This window comes from Undibacterium sp. CCC3.4 (assembly GCF_034347425.1).
Classification (GTDB): Bacteria; Pseudomonadota; Gammaproteobacteria; order Burkholderiales; family Burkholderiaceae_D; genus Undibacterium.
Map to the genome: position 1 here is coordinate 4,003,243 of NZ_CP133779.1, position 14,723 is coordinate 4,017,965.

The 14,723-nt window shown below is 59.2% G+C and carries 10 protein-coding genes; 5 read left to right on the forward strand and 5 right to left on the reverse strand.

What is annotated here, in order from left to right:
• Window positions 1–137: 137 nt before the first annotated feature.
• The 5 genes from parA to RHM61_RS17755 all read left to right on the forward strand — a co-directional run bounded on the left by parA (window position 138) and on the right by RHM61_RS17755 (window position 4,355).
• On the forward strand, window positions 138–776 hold the full coding sequence (gene parA, locus RHM61_RS17735) for a ParA family partition ATPase (protein WP_322248639.1): 639 nt from the start codon (window positions 138–140) through the stop codon (window positions 774–776).
• Window positions 773–1,018, forward strand: a complete 246-nt coding sequence (locus RHM61_RS17740; RefSeq protein ID WP_322248640.1) for a chromosome partitioning protein ParB — start codon at window positions 773–775, stop codon at window positions 1,016–1,018. Before parA ends, RHM61_RS17740 begins: the two co-directional genes overlap by 4 nt.
• Complete coding sequence (locus RHM61_RS17745) at window positions 1,015–1,548, forward strand: DUF2840 domain-containing protein (protein ID WP_322248641.1); 534 nt, start codon at window positions 1,015–1,017, stop codon at window positions 1,546–1,548. The genes RHM61_RS17740 and RHM61_RS17745 overlap by 4 nt, the downstream gene beginning before the upstream one ends.
• Window positions 1,545–2,054 (forward strand): S26 family signal peptidase, encoded by a 510-nt coding sequence (locus RHM61_RS17750; protein WP_322248643.1) that lies wholly within the window; start codon window positions 1,545–1,547, stop codon window positions 2,052–2,054. The genes RHM61_RS17745 and RHM61_RS17750 overlap by 4 nt, the downstream gene beginning before the upstream one ends.
• Before the next feature lie 336 nt (window positions 2,055–2,390).
• A complete protein-coding gene (locus RHM61_RS17755) occupies window positions 2,391–4,355 on the forward strand; it encodes a DUF3363 domain-containing protein (protein WP_322248644.1) in 1,965 nt (654 codons plus the stop codon).
• A 27-nt stretch (window positions 4,356–4,382) separates the two neighbouring features.
• Here RHM61_RS17755 and RHM61_RS17760 read toward each other — a convergent pair whose 3' ends face one another.
• From RHM61_RS17760 to RHM61_RS17780, 5 genes are read right to left on the reverse strand one after another with little or no spacing between them, the layout of a single operon-like run.
• On the reverse strand, window positions 4,383–7,166 hold the full coding sequence (locus RHM61_RS17760; RefSeq protein WP_322248646.1) for a DEAD/DEAH box helicase: 2,784 nt from the start codon (window positions 7,164–7,166) through the stop codon (window positions 4,383–4,385).
• A complete protein-coding gene (locus tag RHM61_RS17765) occupies window positions 7,166–7,675 on the reverse strand; it encodes a hypothetical protein (protein WP_322248647.1) in 510 nt (169 codons plus the stop codon). Before RHM61_RS17765 ends, RHM61_RS17760 begins: the two co-directional genes overlap by 1 nt.
• Before the next feature lie 8 nt (window positions 7,676–7,683).
• Entirely contained in the window at window positions 7,684–10,977 is a 3,294-nt protein-coding gene (locus RHM61_RS17770; RefSeq protein ID WP_322248648.1) for a DUF1156 domain-containing protein, read from the reverse strand.
• A gap of 8 nt (window positions 10,978–10,985) precedes the next feature.
• Entirely contained in the window at window positions 10,986–11,981 is a 996-nt protein-coding gene (locus RHM61_RS17775) for a hypothetical protein (protein ID WP_322248649.1), read from the reverse strand.
• Window positions 11,981–14,695, reverse strand: coding sequence for a DUF499 domain-containing protein (locus RHM61_RS17780; RefSeq protein ID WP_322248650.1), 2,715 nt, complete (start codon window positions 14,693–14,695; stop codon window positions 11,981–11,983). The genes RHM61_RS17775 and RHM61_RS17780 overlap by 1 nt, the downstream gene beginning before the upstream one ends.
• Window positions 14,696–14,723 lie beyond the last annotated feature (28 nt).

The window sequence follows — 14,723 nt, forward strand, 5'->3', positions numbered from 1 at the left end:
TGCGAACGCGTCGCAAAGCCTTGCGCAGCGCGGGTTTCGGCGTTTCCTAACTTAGGTTCTAACTTTGAATCTATAAAACTAACGATAAGAAGCCCACGCGCGCTGTGGACAAGTCGGCGGGCAGGAGGGAGCACATCATGATCATCGCACTGTTGAACCAGAAAGGCGGGGTCGGCAAGACAACCCTCGCCACACACATCGCCGGTGAGCTGGCAATGCAAGGCAGCGCCGTGATCCTGATCGATGCCGATCCTCAAGGCTCGGCACTCGATTGGACACAGCGCCGTAGCCAGAACAGTTTGCCCAGGTTGTTCGGTGCAGTCGGTCTGGCCAGGGAAACACTGCATCAGGAAGCGTCAGAACTCGCCAAGCGCTGCGATCACATCGTGATCGATGGCCCGCCCCGGATCGCCGCTCTCGCGCGCTCCGCGTTGCTCGCGGCGGACCTGGTACTGATCCCCGTGCAACCCAGTCCCTACGACGTATGGGCCAGCGCCGAGATGGTGTCGCTGATCCGCGAGGCGCAGGTGTTCCGGCCAGCGCTGCGCGCGGCCTTCGTCATCAACCGGCGTGTCAGCATCACGGTGATCGGACGCGAGGCACGCGGTGCGCTCGCGGATCAACCGCTGCCCTCGCTGTTGTCGGAGGTTCGGCAACGCATCGTGTTCGCCGACAGCGTGGCCGCTGGCCGACTTGCCCGCGAAATCGATGCAGAGAGCATCGCTGCCCGCGAGATCGCGGCACTCGCCGATGAAGTGTTGAGGATGGCGCGATGAAGAACAGCAAACGGGTTGCCATTGGTGCGCGTCCGCCTGCCGACCCGCATGCCGATGCATGGGTGCGTCAGGGCGACGGTGCGGACATCGGCAAAACCGACCTCCATACCGCCCGGCTGACCATCGACGTGACGCCGGCGCTGCGCGCCCGCATCAAGGTTGACGCCTTTACACGCGGCATCACGGTGGCCGAGATGCTGCGTGATCTGTTGGAGCATGAATTCCCGGAGAAGCAATCATGAGTGCAATACCGCAGGTGGCCAGCAACGCGCCACCCATACCACTTCCCGTGTTTTCAAACGTCACGAATAGCACGCCGCTGACGCGCGTGTCGCTGGCGTTCGTCGAACGTCGGATCAACCTCTATCTGCGCTTCGGCCATCCAGTTCGTGAGCTGCGCCTGGACCGCTGGCGGCGCTGCGCGCTGTTCCTGCCTGCCGCATTGTTCTGCCGCGTGCGCTGGGAGTCCAACGACTACGGCACGACGCGCTGGCAGCTCCTGGTGCTGCAAACCTGCACGCCACTCGATGCGGTGCAGCGCATCGCTGGCATCCAACCTGGTGCGCGCCTGTTGCTGCACGCCGAAGGCGAACAGCAAGTGCAGTCAGTCCTGCCGCAGATCGACGCCATCGAAGCGCTTGGCATCAATCCGGTGACCGTGTCGCCCGCGTACTGGCGCACGTTGGGAAACCGGCTGTCTGCGCGGCTACCACTACCTGCTTATACGGTCGAGCGGCATGCAGCTTACCTCGCAGGCGAGGTGATGCGATGAACGGCCGTCGCGCTGTAGTCGCGCTGCTCACCAGCCTCGGCATCGCTGCGCTTGCCTGGCCGTCGCTGCACACATCACTGGCGCGCATCGTCTACAACCCCAGCGACAGCGTACCGCCTGGCTGGTATCGCATCGACCCGCCTGAATCGCTACACGTCGGCAGCTTCGTGCTCGTCCAGCTTCCGGCAGACACCGCCGCACTGGCTGCGCAGCGTGGCTACCTACCCGAGCACATCCCGCTGCTCAAGCGCATCGGCGCGATGTCACCGCAGCAGGTGTGCATCGAGAAGCGCATCGTTCGCATCGACGACATACCCGTGGCTGGCGTCCATGCAACAGATGGCCGTGGCCGTCCACTGTCGGCATGGCAACAATGTCGGCAGCTTCACGGTGGTGAGCTGTTCCTGCTCAGTGCAACCAATCCGGCATCGTTTGACAGCCGGTACTTCGGTCCCGTAGCTGTCTCCGCCGTGATCGGCAGCGCGCAGCCATTATGGACGTGGTGAACATGGGAGAGGCCATGAACGTGCAGCGCTGCATACCGCTCTTCGTGCAGTCTCGCTGCACATCGTTTGCACCACGGCCTGCGGCTGAGGTGCTTCACCCGTGCAGACAATCGCAGCCAGACCGTCGGGGCCGGTCGCGTCAGCGATCGGGAAAGGCGGAGGGCAAGATAAAAGGGGCGGCACGTACCGTGTCGCAATGGCAGTCTGCACGTGGGTTTGGCACGGCACGGCGGCTTGCAGCCAGCGTGCCGTCGTGGAGCGCAAAGCCGGATGGGCTCAAGGTTTCCGGTGTGCCGTCTTCGATGCGGTATGCCAATCTACGCTGGAGCTGGTGCCATGGCCTCGCGTGACGACGACCGTTTGCGCATCAAGCCGGGGGCACCTAAACGCCCGGATGGATCGCAAAGCGGCCAGCGCGCACAGCGCTTTGTCTCGCAAGTCCTGAAGCAGGTTTCGAAGGCCGGTGCAAAGACCTCGGGCGCGCGCGGTGCGCGTCCCGCATCGACCTTCGGACGGGGCCGCGTGGCTTCAGGCATGGCAGGCCGCACGCTTGGAGCCGACGCGCGGCGCGTGATCATCAAGTCTCGTTTTGTGGTGCTGAAGAAGGTTGGCGCCAATTCCGTATCGACGCACCTGCGTTACATTGAGCGCGACGGCGTGACGCGCGATGGAGAGCGAGGCCAGGCCTACGGCGCCGAGACCGACACGGCTGACCTCAAGGCCTTCGAGGAACGCGGCAAGGGTGATCGCCACCAGTTCCGTTTCATCGTCTCGGTGGAGGATGCCGGAGAGCTGGAAGACCTGCGCGGTTACACGCGCGAGTTCATGCAGCGCATGAGCACCGACCTGGAAACACGGCTGGACTGGGTGGCTGTCGATCACTGGGATACGGACAATCCGCACACGCACATCGTGCTGCGCGGGCACGCCGGGATTGGTCGAGGAAAGGGGCAAGACCTGGTGATTGCGCCGGACTACATGGCGCACGGTATGCGCATGCGCGCCAGCGAACTGGCGACCGAATGGCTGGGGCCGCGCACCGAACTGGATATTCGGCAGGGGCAGTTACGGGAGGTCGAGCAGGAGCGGCTGACGAGTTTGGATCGGACGCTGTTGCGGCAGGCCAGCGCGGATATCGTGGACCTGACCCAGCAGCCCAACGACCGACAGTACCAAACCGTTTTGCGTGCCCGGTTGCAGCGGTTGGAGGCGATGGAGCTGGCCGAGCGAATCGACGCAAACCACTGGCGGCTATCCCCGAACATGCAACAGACATTGACCACGATGGGCGAGCGGGGCGACATCCTGCGCACAATGCACAAAGCCTTGCGGGGCGAGCAGCGGGAGTTGGTACTGGAGACTGCGCCGGCAACGCCAGTATTGGGCCGCATCGCCGCCAAGGGTCTGGCCGACGAACTTAATGACCGAGGCTATATGGTGGTGGATGGCATCGACGGCCGCGCGCACTATGTCCGCCTGCCGGTTGGCGCGGACCTGGCCGCGCTGCCGGTGGGTGGCATCGTGGAAGTGAAGCCTGCCGAACGGGAACGAGCGGTAGACCGCAACATCGCGGGTATAGTGCGTGAAGGTCTCTACCGCAGCGCCGACCATCTTGTGCAGCTTCGACAAGAAGGTGCCGCAGACCCACAAACTGCGGTAGATGCCCATGTGCGCCGACTCGAAGCGCTGCGCCGCTCTGGAGCCGTGGAGCGCATGGCCGACGGCGTTTGGCGCATACCGCCTGACTTCTTGTCACGCACGCAAGCGCACGATGCGCAGCGGGCCGCAGAGGGCACTATTGAGTTGCGTTCGCACCTGTCGATCGAACAGCAAGTAGGCGCCCAGGGCGCAACATGGTTGGACCATCAAATGGTGGGCGACGCGAAAGACCTGTCGCCACGGGGCTTCGGTGTCAAGGTGCGTGACGCATTGCAAGGCCGAATCAATTTCCTTGTCGAGCAGGGCTTGGCCGAGCGGCGCGGCCCGCGCGTGGTTTTAGCGCGCAACTTGCTATCTACCTTGCGCGACCGGGAATTGGTTGCAGTGGGCAAAGTGATCCAGCAGGAGACCGGACTGGCCCACCGTCCGCTGCGCGACGGCGAGCGCGCAGACGGCATCTACCGCCGCTCAGTCCAGCTCGCCAGCGGTCGCTTCGCGATGCTGGACGATGGCATGGGTTTCAGTCTGGTGCCGTGGCGACCGGTGGTGGAACAGCGACTTGGACAGCAGGTATCGGCCATCGTGCGGGGGTCATCGGTCACTTGGGGGCTTGGGCGGCAGCGCGGGCCATCCGTTGGATAGGTTATTGATTCGCCACGCGATCCCTTGCTAGACGACCTCAATCCATCCGACCAAATCGGTCTCATAGGCCTGGCCCGGCTTGACCAGCCCCCGGTGAACCAAATCACGATGGAGCATGGGCTCAAGGACCGTTGTTAGCCTCTCGGACGCCCGCTCGCGATCCAAGGCCGGCGCGGATGGTTCCGCGTCGAACAACTGATCGGCGAACTTTTCCATGGACGGCGACCTCTTTCCTTCTTCGTCCACCGCAAGCGAAATGATCAGCGACCGCTGGCGATGCTTGTCGTCGGTGGCGACCACGTGCCAAAGAGACAGGATGCCTTGGCGGCCATCCACGCCTTTCACCGATAGGCCAAGGCTCTCGGGCGCTGTGGATCGGAGGACATCGAGATAGTCAGCGATCAATGGGTGATCGAGGCCGAGCAAGGACAGGCGCTCGTCGGCCAATGCCCGGTCGCGGTCCGACACGAAATTGGCCTCGACCGTGGCGCCATCGACGCCGATAACTTGCCACGCGCCGTGACCGGAAGAGGCGAACTTCTTGCCATCGGATTCCACGGCCGCCTTGAGGAAGCTTTCCAATGCCCCCATCCCCGCCGACGTGTCCGACAGCGGCTTGTAGTCGTCGATATTGAAGCCGCCGAGGTCCTGGAACAATTCAAAGACCACAGCTTGCGCCTGGCTCGCATTGGTCATCGCCGCTTCCAACTCGACGCGCGTGCGTTTGAGCTCGGGGTCGCCCAACGCCTCGGCGTAGAGCCTCTCGTAACTCAGCCGTTCGGAGAGCTGGCCCAAGATTTGGGAACGCAGGTCTTCGGCGACCTCGCCGTGCTCGTCGACTTTGCCAAGCGTTTTAGCGATCTCAGTGAGCTTCTCGTCGAGCAGCAAGAAAATCTTGCCTTCGATCGTGTCGGACAGCACCAGGTTGTAGACCTGGGCCGTGTGCTTCTGGCCATAGCGGTGGATACGCCCGATCCGCTGCTCCATATCCATCGGATTCCACGGCAGATCGAAGTTGAATAGCACGCGAGCGTGCTGCATGTTGAGCCCCTCGCGCCCCGCTGCCGTGCAGATCATCACGCGCGGGCCATCCGCCTGCTTGAACCGCTTCTCGGCGGCGGCCTTGCTGCCATGGTCGCCGCCTTTGAGGACCACCACGCCTTGCCCTGGATACTCGCGCTCAATCATCTGACCCAGCATTTCGACGCTGCCCAAATAGGTCGCGAAGATCACCACGCGCTCGCCCGAGTCCTGGCGCCATAATGCGCCCAACGCCATCAGCAGCTTTTGGACTTTGGTCTCGGTCTCCTCGGGGAATCTGCGAAGCAAATCCTTGATACGCAGGCGCTCTTCCGGCAAAGCGAGAGCTACTGAGGCCACGGCCGAATCCTCGGCGGCGGCCAGCGCGACCTCATCGGACACGCTGGAAGCCATGTCCATGGCCTCCTCGTCGAGCTTCTTCAATATCTTGCGCTGGATGTCACCAAGGGCGCGGTCGACCTCGATGTCGGCCAGGCGATCATCCCCAAGCCCGAGCTCCGAGCGGATCAGGTCTTTGGCCTCACGCAAGGATTCGTCGCGGCGGTCGATGTCGCGGTTTTCGTCATGCATCAAGGATTCGTGGACCGTCAACGCTATGAGGCGGCGGCGCAGCGTGCGCGCGACCGCAGCGAAGCTGGACGCGGCGATCTTCTGGAAGATCGTCATCACAAAGCCCAGAGCCATCCCCTTGTTGCCCTGACGCTTGGCCAGCGCGAAGCCGTCTTGCAGGTATTCGTTGAGCCCAGAGTAGAACAGCCGCTCTCGGTCATTCATCAAAAACGACTCGGTGTGGACCCAGCGCCGAGCGAACAAAGCGGTTCCATCCGGCTTGCACGCATCGGCCTTAGTTCGGCGCACCACCACCGAGTTGAGCCGGTGGCGCTCGCGCACCATCTCCTCGGGAGAATTGAACAAGGTCGAATCCAGTAGCTGGATCAGCATCCAAAAGCGAAAATGATCACCTTGGTGGGGAGTCGCCGACAGCAAAAGCAAATCCCGGCTGTGGTCGCGAAGGGATTCGGCCAGTTTGTAGTTCTCGGTCTTCTTGACCTTACCACCCGACTTGAAGGCGGTCAGATGGTGGGCCTCGTCGAACACCACCAAGTCCCATTTCGGCGCTTCTTCAAGCTTCTTCACTCGCGCCTTGCGCTTCAGGGTGTCGATGCTGGCGATGAGGCGATCATGCTTAGCGAAGGCGTTGGATTTCCGGTCCGTCACGTCGCCCTCGGAGCCGAACACCTCGAAATTGAGGTTGAACACCTCATTGAGCTCGCGGTGCCAGTTGTTAACTAGGCCTGCCGGAACCACCATCAACGCCCGCTTCAACTCGCCACGGCTGGCCAGCTCACGCAGGATCAGCGCGGCCTCGATGGTCTTGCCCAAGCCCACCTCGTCGGCCACCAGAAACCGGCGCGGCGCGGTGGTCGTCACGCGATGGGTCAAAACGACTTGGTGAGGAAGAAGATCAATCTTGGCTGACGTGAGCGAGGCCGCGCTTTCCATCAAAGGCAGGACATGGGCCTGCCATGCGAGCCAAGCCTTGCGAGCCCTGTCGCGGCCCTGGCCTACGTTGGCCACCACGCGCTGAGTCCTGCCCAGCGCGGGCAACAACGCATCGACCGCGACCTGGCGCTCGCCGCCTTGGAAGAACACGCGGACATAGCCATCGGACGCCACCGATACGACGACGCCCTCGCCGAACTGGACGTGCCTTACCCGCTGGCCGGGATGGATGATCTGCGCTGGAGCGCCCTCGACGGTTACCGCCATCAGGAAATCCGCTGCAAGTAATAACCCGACAAGCGCGGCGGAGTATTGCCCTTCATCCTGATTTCCTGGCTGTTGGGCTCAGAGCCATTCCACAAGCAACGTCCAATGGGAATTTCCTTTGAACCTTGCGCGCCGCTGCAATGCCAATAGGCTGCCTGCTCGGCCTGGCGATATGTGAACCGGCGCGAATCGGCAAACCAAAAAATCAGAGCCGCCTCGCCACCGCCCGACGCCACCGACTTCTGGAACGACAAAATCGCCGGATAAATCGACTGCTCAAGCCAATCTGTGGCCTTGTCTGGGTGTAATGCATCCAAGGCGCCATCAAGGCCAGCCACAACCAACGCCCGGCCCCGGATCAGCACGTCGTCAACGTTGGCCCAACCGGACGCCTTGAATCTCAAGAGTTGCCGAAGGCTGACGGGACTCTTGTCGCCACATAGGGCAGCGAGTTCCGCAGCGTCCCAAAGGATCGAGTGGCCTTGACGACGCCATACGTCGATTTCCATAGGACTGCTCATGATGCCTCCCCAAACATATCAAATTGCCGTTTGCCGTCATCCTCTTTGCTCTTGTGATCAGCAAGCCACCGGGAAAATAGTTTCGTCGCAAGATGGGATGCTCTACGCATCTCCGCCAAGCCACCGCGAGTCCCCAGCCACTCCAACAAATCGGCCACTGCCGGGTGTGGAATGAAGTTCGGGTTGTTCAAGGTTTCGTCGACACGGATTCCGCTGTCTGGATAGCACGCGCCAATCAAGAATAGAGCCTGATCAAGATCGCCTGACATTCCCTTGCGCGGCTTGCCCCGCCATGCCTGCGCGAACTCCAAAGGGGAGACAAGGTGGAACGATTTCTTTTCTTCGACGCACCAGCCAAGCTTTTCAAAAACATCAAGCTCAGTGCCCGTGCCTCTCAGAAACTTCATCATCTGGTCGCGAGGAACGACGGCAATCTGATCGAAGATGCGCAAAAACTGACGGGTATACGGCTCCGCCAACACTGGCGGCACGATGCCGCCTTCGCTATCATCAATGAGCTGGCGAATGCCTGACAAGGCCTCCGGCAAAGTGAACTCTCGGCCACGCTCAACATAGACTTTGCCGTAGTGCTTGGAAAAATACTCCAACGCCTTGCCACGCTTGATCACTTCCAAATCGGCCTTCGGCAATCCATCATGCTGATGCTGTTCGAGCAAATCCTTGAGCTGCTGGATATCGTCGGAAATCTTGCGACGCAATTTGGCCCAGCTAATCATTTCAGGCTCATCGACGCGCTTGCGGCAGACATGGATGATGTCGTATTCGACCTTCATCGAGCCAAACTGCGAATCGCCCTTAGACTCATCGCCTCGGATAGGATAGGTGGCCTCCAAATAAAAACCTGCCGAGAACAAGCTTTCCAGAACCTGAACCCAAGGACCGTCCTCGCTGTGGTGGAAAGTGAACGCAAGCAGCCCACCCGGCTTGATGATTCGATGCGCTTCTCGCCAGCACTCGGTCAAGATGCGCTGGTAGAAAGCCTTGGCGTCTTTTCCTTGGCGATATGGGTTCTCCACCGCCTCCAAAGTCTTCGGTGTGAAGGGGTTGTCAAAGATTTCCGGATAGCGTTTACGCAATGTCGGTGCCAACCAAACGTAAAAGAAATCCGACAGTTCGGAATACTGGACCAACTCACTAAATGGAGGGTCCGTGATGACCATGTCGATGGACTCGTTTCCGATTCGATGCAGATCGGTTGAGGAGCCGCATGTCAATGTGATGCGGTCCAAGACCTCATCACCTGTCGGAACTTTCAAACTCTTGGCCTGCTTGAGCTCCTTGGCCAAATCTTTGGCCGTCCGTTGAAGCTCCGTCTTTGTCACACGCTCCCAAGGGCGTTTGCGCCAGGCGAGCGCCTCAATTGCTCCTTCGGCGCAGGCGCGCCAATTGCCGCGTCCAATCTTGCCAAACAAGTTGTTTTCAATCGGCCGAGACTTGAGCGAATAGTTGTTGCCCGAAAAATGCGGCTCCATTTTATCGGCGCTCTCGTTCCAGAAACAGAGGAGATTTTGGTTCCGAATGTATTGCTGGAAAGACCCAAGCAGAGCTTCTTTCGCGTCCCACTGCCCCACGGGACTTTCAACGATCGTCTTCAACAACTGGGAAAGCACAAGTAACTGTCTGGAATTGAACATCTTCCAGTAGTGTGTGTAACCATGGTCAGGAATTCCCCATTTGTGCGTTTTCCAGCCATTCGAAAGCTCATCGGTCGGCCAATAACCAGCAAGGTCGGCGTCCTTGCGGTTTGCCCATTCCAATTCGCTTGCCACAATGGCAGACACATCTTTTGCAGGAACAAACGAGCGGCCCGAATAAGGCTCGCCGTCCGCGTCGCATTCAGGACAATGCAAATGGTATGCAAAAGGCGACATTGGCCCTGTCTTGTGGCTTGCGCGCACTGCATCAAGCACATCCGATCCGCGACCACAGGTCGGCGATTTGCATGCGAATGAAGACTTACGCGGCTGCATCCCACTGGCCGTCTGGCGCATCTCCGCCGTTCCGATCATCGTGAATATCTGCCGGTCGGTTCCAGGGTGCGTGATCGTTTCAGGCAATACCTCGGCGCGAATCTCGATGAAGGCTATCGTCTTTGCGCGCTCGCGATACCACCTGACATTTTCCTCAGCCGTGTCTGTCGCACTTCCTCCCAACGCTTGTCCCTTAGCGTCAGTCGATCCTGCTCCTTTGAGCCATTCTGGATCGACCATCAAATGCAGATACACTTTCTTGTTTTCGGCTTTGCCTAACGACAAGGACTCGCCGAGCAAGCGACCAGCGTGATCAACGGACTCCAATCCGCATTTTGGACAGGCGTAACGCCCTTTCCCGTCCATCACGGCATGCGGCTTTTCCGAGACCGCAACCACATAAGGCTCGCCGGGAGCCATCCGCGATGCCCGCTGTTCCAGGTCATAGGTCTCACCGCATGACCCGCAAGTCCTGTCGAGCCACGCTTTCACCATTAGCGTCTTGACGGCAAAAACAGGATTGCCCATCAGCGGAGTTTTATGCCCGCACCCGTCCGCCTGACAAGGACCGTGTTTAGCCCAAAATGTATAGATCAACTCTGGGCCTGAATAGCCATAGCTGCCACGATCTTCATAGGGAACCGTAGTTGGATCGAATCCTTCGGGTTGATCTTCGCCGGTGCGCTTGGAAATCCAACGCCCTTTATGACCCTTCGGGCAACTGTGGACAAAATATGGGCGAAGAGACGCGCCGATCTTTTCATCAACATCAGCCAGAAGGCTTTCGACCTCTTCCTTGGTTGTCTGCGCAAGCTCGCTTTTGACCACAAACCACGACATTGGATTGAGATCATTGCCGACCACCTGCATTCCGAGCCTCGCGGCCTCGACCAGCGTGGTGCCACCACCCATGAAGATATCGGCCACCTTCAACTTCGAGAAATCCGGATTGCCCTGGTGATTTCCATAAAATGATTTCCAGACTGTCGCGCCGGCTTGACGCTCCGATGTCGGTGCCTTTGATGCCGCCGCGATGAGCATCGCCCGGAACACGCTGGAAGACCTGCGTGCCCAATATTTGCTGACCTGATAGATCGGCTTGTCGGCGTTGCCTTCAATGACTGCAACCTCATTGATCGGCAAAATAGGAAAGTCGACCTCCAGGCAGGACTTCGGACGATTTGGATCAGAGAAGTCGAGTCCCTCCAACATCTGCGGCTTGCCCGCTTCCAATAACGCCGATACCGCGTCGAGAACTTGCTCTACCTTGGGCTTGCTTGATTTTTTTTGAGTTGCCATGCGAGCCTTCAATTCTGTTTGACTATCTCAATGAAGGGGGACGCCACTTCAAGCAACGAAATCCCTCCATGAGCCAAATTTTTCCTGCCTCCCGCGACGCTCCATGAACGTCGCCCCAAGACAAAACGGTAAGCACCACGCTTCGTCGTCATCGCAATATCCAACGGTGGAGCCCACGCCGAACCTGCCTGATCCTGCGATGAAGCGAACCGTTCCGCTCCGTATGTCGAGGCCAAATAATCCTTCTGAACCAAGTCATGGACATCACCGAAATGACCCGAAGCGGCGTAGCCGTGATCGGAAGTGATCACCAGCGTTCGTCCTGTTGCCAGACGGTCGATGAAGGACCAGAACTCATCGCCGCACAGCACTGCGTCTACTGCCTGGGCCAACGGCGCCAGCCCTTTGCCTGGCGCCGCGTAGTCGTGCAGCAAAGAATCTGGCCACTCGTGCCAAACGAAAAGAGACGGGCTGTTGGGTAACGTGTTTGCACACTCCTGCCAAGGCTGATCAAAGAGAGCTGTCGCAGCGCCTGCGAGTTTTAAAGAATTCACCGCGCCAGCCGTCAAAGCTGAGCGTTGCGGCAGACCCAATAACTTTGCAAAGCTTGTTGTGTCGCTAGGCAGGGCCGAGGCACAGGCTTTCGCTTGTTTGATCTTGTAGCCACGACTTTCAGCCTCCGCCAATAGCCACGGCACCTCCCGCAGCGATAGCGCATCGAGGACCAACACGGCTTTGCCACCCTGTACCTGATTCCAAAATTCTTCAATCGCTTTGGCATTGCTTGGAGCAGCAGACTCGAAGTCGCGCCATAGCTCCCACGCAGAGCTGGAAAGGACCAGGTCGAGCCCTTCGACCAACTTGTCGCGCCGAACCAGCTCGGAAGCTGGATCGCCGACGATGGGGACAGACAATCGTTGCCATAGCTCATCAAATATCAGTGGCCATGCTGTTTGCGACGGCTCGATCAAAAGCCGATCAAGCAATGTGGAATCGACACTCATTAGGATTCCTCCTTCTCGGCATCGAGCCCATATGAAAGGCCATCAGGCAATGTCCTGATGAGCTGTTGAAGTTGCGCCCCGGTGAGCTTGTCGATGCGCAAGGACACATTCTTGACGGTCGTGCCTGGTTGGATTCGCCACGTGTCCGCGACGCGACTCAGAAGATTCAAAGCCGATGTCGGATCGGCGTTCAGCTTTGTCGTCATTACTGGCGGCGCCGGCCACGCGCCGCCTCCATCTCCTGGCGCGATCGGCTGCCCGAACGGATTGGTTGGTGGCTGATCCGGTTGGCCGGGCAGGCCTGGAATGCCCGGAAGCTCTGGCGTGCCGCTTGGGGCCTGCTCGCCAGCGCCTGGTTGCCCAGAACTCTGCGGCGGTGTGCCAGGCAATGTCAGCAGCGTATCCTCCAACTGTTTGCCAGCAACGTCAAAGTCACGCTTCATGCGCCTCAACGCGACATCAGCATCTTCGCCGGGCACTCGTTGCAGCGACCGCAGGCCACGCACATTGATTGCCACCCGCCCATCGGCGCATACCGCGAGGACAGCATCCTTGGCCGCCGCTTCGCCTAGCCAAGGAATGCATTCCTTGACTCCGCGAGGCTCGCGCAACTCCGCCAACAACTTCGCAAGCGACATGCTGCGCTGGGCGAACGAGACGACCATGTCGTCGAACTCCTCCGCGATAAAGAGGTTTTGCTTGATCTTGTCCTGGATCGCGACGGGAATCTTTTCGGCTTTGGAACCATGTGGTTCGGCATCAAAAACGCACTTCGCCGCGTCCTCGCTATTCCACGTCCGCAATATCGCAAAACGGTCGAAGCGGTCTGCAACCTTGGTCTTAATCTGGTTGTTGAACTCAGTCGCCAAGGCACGATATGCCGGTTCCGTTTTCGCCCAGTCTTTGGCCAAAAACGCAGCACGAGCTAGGATCATCAACTCGCGATCTTGGTAAATGGTTCCGTCGACACCTTTGCGAGGAAGGAGGAACCTTGGCGTATTGCGACCCGAGACCAAGAACTTCTTCACCCATTGGCCCAACGTCGCATCCAGCGGGTCCGGGCTAGCAGGCAACACGATGATCGGGATGATGCGCGTATCCCATGATTGCGGCCTATCGCGTTCGTCCAATTCTTCCCATGGCGAATTGTTCCATTCGCGTTTGAGCACAATGGTCCGATACATGCCGGACAACTGAGTGTCGCCGCCGATGACATGGCGAATCTCCGTGGAGAGGTAATCAACATCCTCGCCGTTTTGGAAAAGCTTGTCATTGCGGGCGTGCGCCAACAAACGGGTGCGAGCATTCTCTTCCAGCTTGAATACCAGCCGCGAGCCCAGCTTATGGATGTTGTAGCTGTTGTTCTCGATCGTTCCCAATTCCGCTTGGAACGCATTGTCGTCGACCTTCGAATCGCGAGTCACATCAGTTTGCAAAGTTTCCGGCTCAGCTCCAACCCGATGATTATCGAGCGAAAGCGATCGCAGCCAAAGCGCGCTGACGATTTCTCGAAGATGGGGAACCTGGGACAAATCGCCACCCAAGGCCTCCTGCACTGCGGTCAGATTGCGCAGCGCTTTGTCGCGAAGCTGCTTGTGATGCTCGATGCCGACGGTGTCGATGAGCGACGCAGCGCTGCCACGATCATCACCCGACAGTTCGAAATCAGCGGACGTGATGACAGGAACCATGTCGCCCGACGCTTTGAAGAGCTCGACCAAGATGCGGACTAGGTCCCGCGTGCCCTGCGCCTGAACAGCGAAAATGACCTCGTCGTCAAGAAGCTGCAAAAGCTCAGGCGAGTATGGCCATGACTCGGAAAACCTAGCTTTGTGGCGCTCAAGCTCCGACCCTGGCTTGCTTGACAGCCTCATGAACTCCGAGACATGGGCCGCGATCAACGGTTCGATCTGCCCCGCAGGAATGTTGATCCGGTTCTCGAAAATACGGTAGAGCAAAAGCTTGCGGCGATCGTGCTGCGCCTGCTCGCCTTTGAAGTCGACGCGAACAGGATTGACGCGGAAAAGCTGCTGAGCTGCGTTTGCGTTGCCCTCGCGAACGGACACGACCAGCGACAAAAGCTCAGGATTGTTCTCAGCGATCTCAGACAGGATCTGAATGAAATTGAAGGCCCAGACTTGTCGAGGCTCGTTGGCATCGCTCAGGCCATCGAACCAGGTCTGAAACTCATCGAGCAAGAGCGCCGTGGGCTGCTCTTTGAACATCGCCATCAGGATGTCTTTTCCGGGAACCTCCGTTTTTCGCCCCTCCCACTTGCCCCTGGCGAATTCGCCCCTGGGATGACGCGCGAACAGGATATCCCAAAGGTAGGCGAATCGATGTTCGTGCAAAGGCTCCGCGATCACATGCAATTTCGATCGCAACGACATGCCAGCCAATTCAGGTTGCCCAATTCTGTCCGACCATGCCTTGAGCCAAGCCTCGCCGGCATCAGGATCGCTGAGCATATGGCAAACCGCCGCCATCAAGTGGGACTTGCCTTGCCCACGGTTGCCGACCATGACTACCGCTTTATTCGAGCCTGGCGCCACCGCCTTGATCGACTTGATCAGGTCAATCGAGGGATACGTGATTGCCAAGAAATCCTTGGCGTCCATATCCAAGGCGCCAGTCTTGGCGTCGTTGTTGAAGTCGATGGTCGTGCCACGGAGCCTCGTTCCGCGAAACTCATCGCGCAGTTGTAATCCAAGCATGTTGTTCCCTTCTGTGTACTTCGCTATG

Bases quoted from the DNA above. Each gene is read 5' to 3' on its own strand.
- RHM61_RS17740 (WP_322248640.1), top strand. From the start codon at position 773: ATGAAGAACAGCAAACGGGTTGCCATTGGTGCGCGTCCGCCTGCCGAC.
- RHM61_RS17755 (WP_322248644.1), top strand. From the start codon at position 2,391: ATGGCCTCGCGTGACGACGACCGTTTGCGCATCAAGCCGGGGGCACCT.
- RHM61_RS17760 (WP_322248646.1), bottom strand. From the start codon at position 7,166: ATGGCGGTAACCGTCGAGGGCGCTCCAGCGCAGATCATCCATCCCGGC.
- RHM61_RS17775 (WP_322248649.1), bottom strand. From the start codon at position 11,981: ATGAGTGTCGATTCCACATTGCTTGATCGGCTTTTGATCGAGCCGTCG.
- RHM61_RS17780 (WP_322248650.1), bottom strand. From the start codon at position 14,695: ATGCTTGGATTACAACTGCGCGATGAGTTTCGCGGAACGAGGCTCCGT.
- RHM61_RS17750 (WP_322248643.1), top strand. From the start codon at position 1,545: ATGAACGGCCGTCGCGCTGTAGTCGCGCTGCTCACCAGCCTCGGCATC.
- RHM61_RS17770 (WP_322248648.1), bottom strand. From the start codon at position 10,977: ATGGCAACTCAAAAAAAATCAAGCAAGCCCAAGGTAGAGCAAGTTCTC.
- parA (WP_322248639.1), top strand. From the start codon at position 138: ATGATCATCGCACTGTTGAACCAGAAAGGCGGGGTCGGCAAGACAACC.
- RHM61_RS17745 (WP_322248641.1), top strand. From the start codon at position 1,015: ATGAGTGCAATACCGCAGGTGGCCAGCAACGCGCCACCCATACCACTT.
- RHM61_RS17765 (WP_322248647.1), bottom strand. From the start codon at position 7,675: ATGGAAATCGACGTATGGCGTCGTCAAGGCCACTCGATCCTTTGGGAC.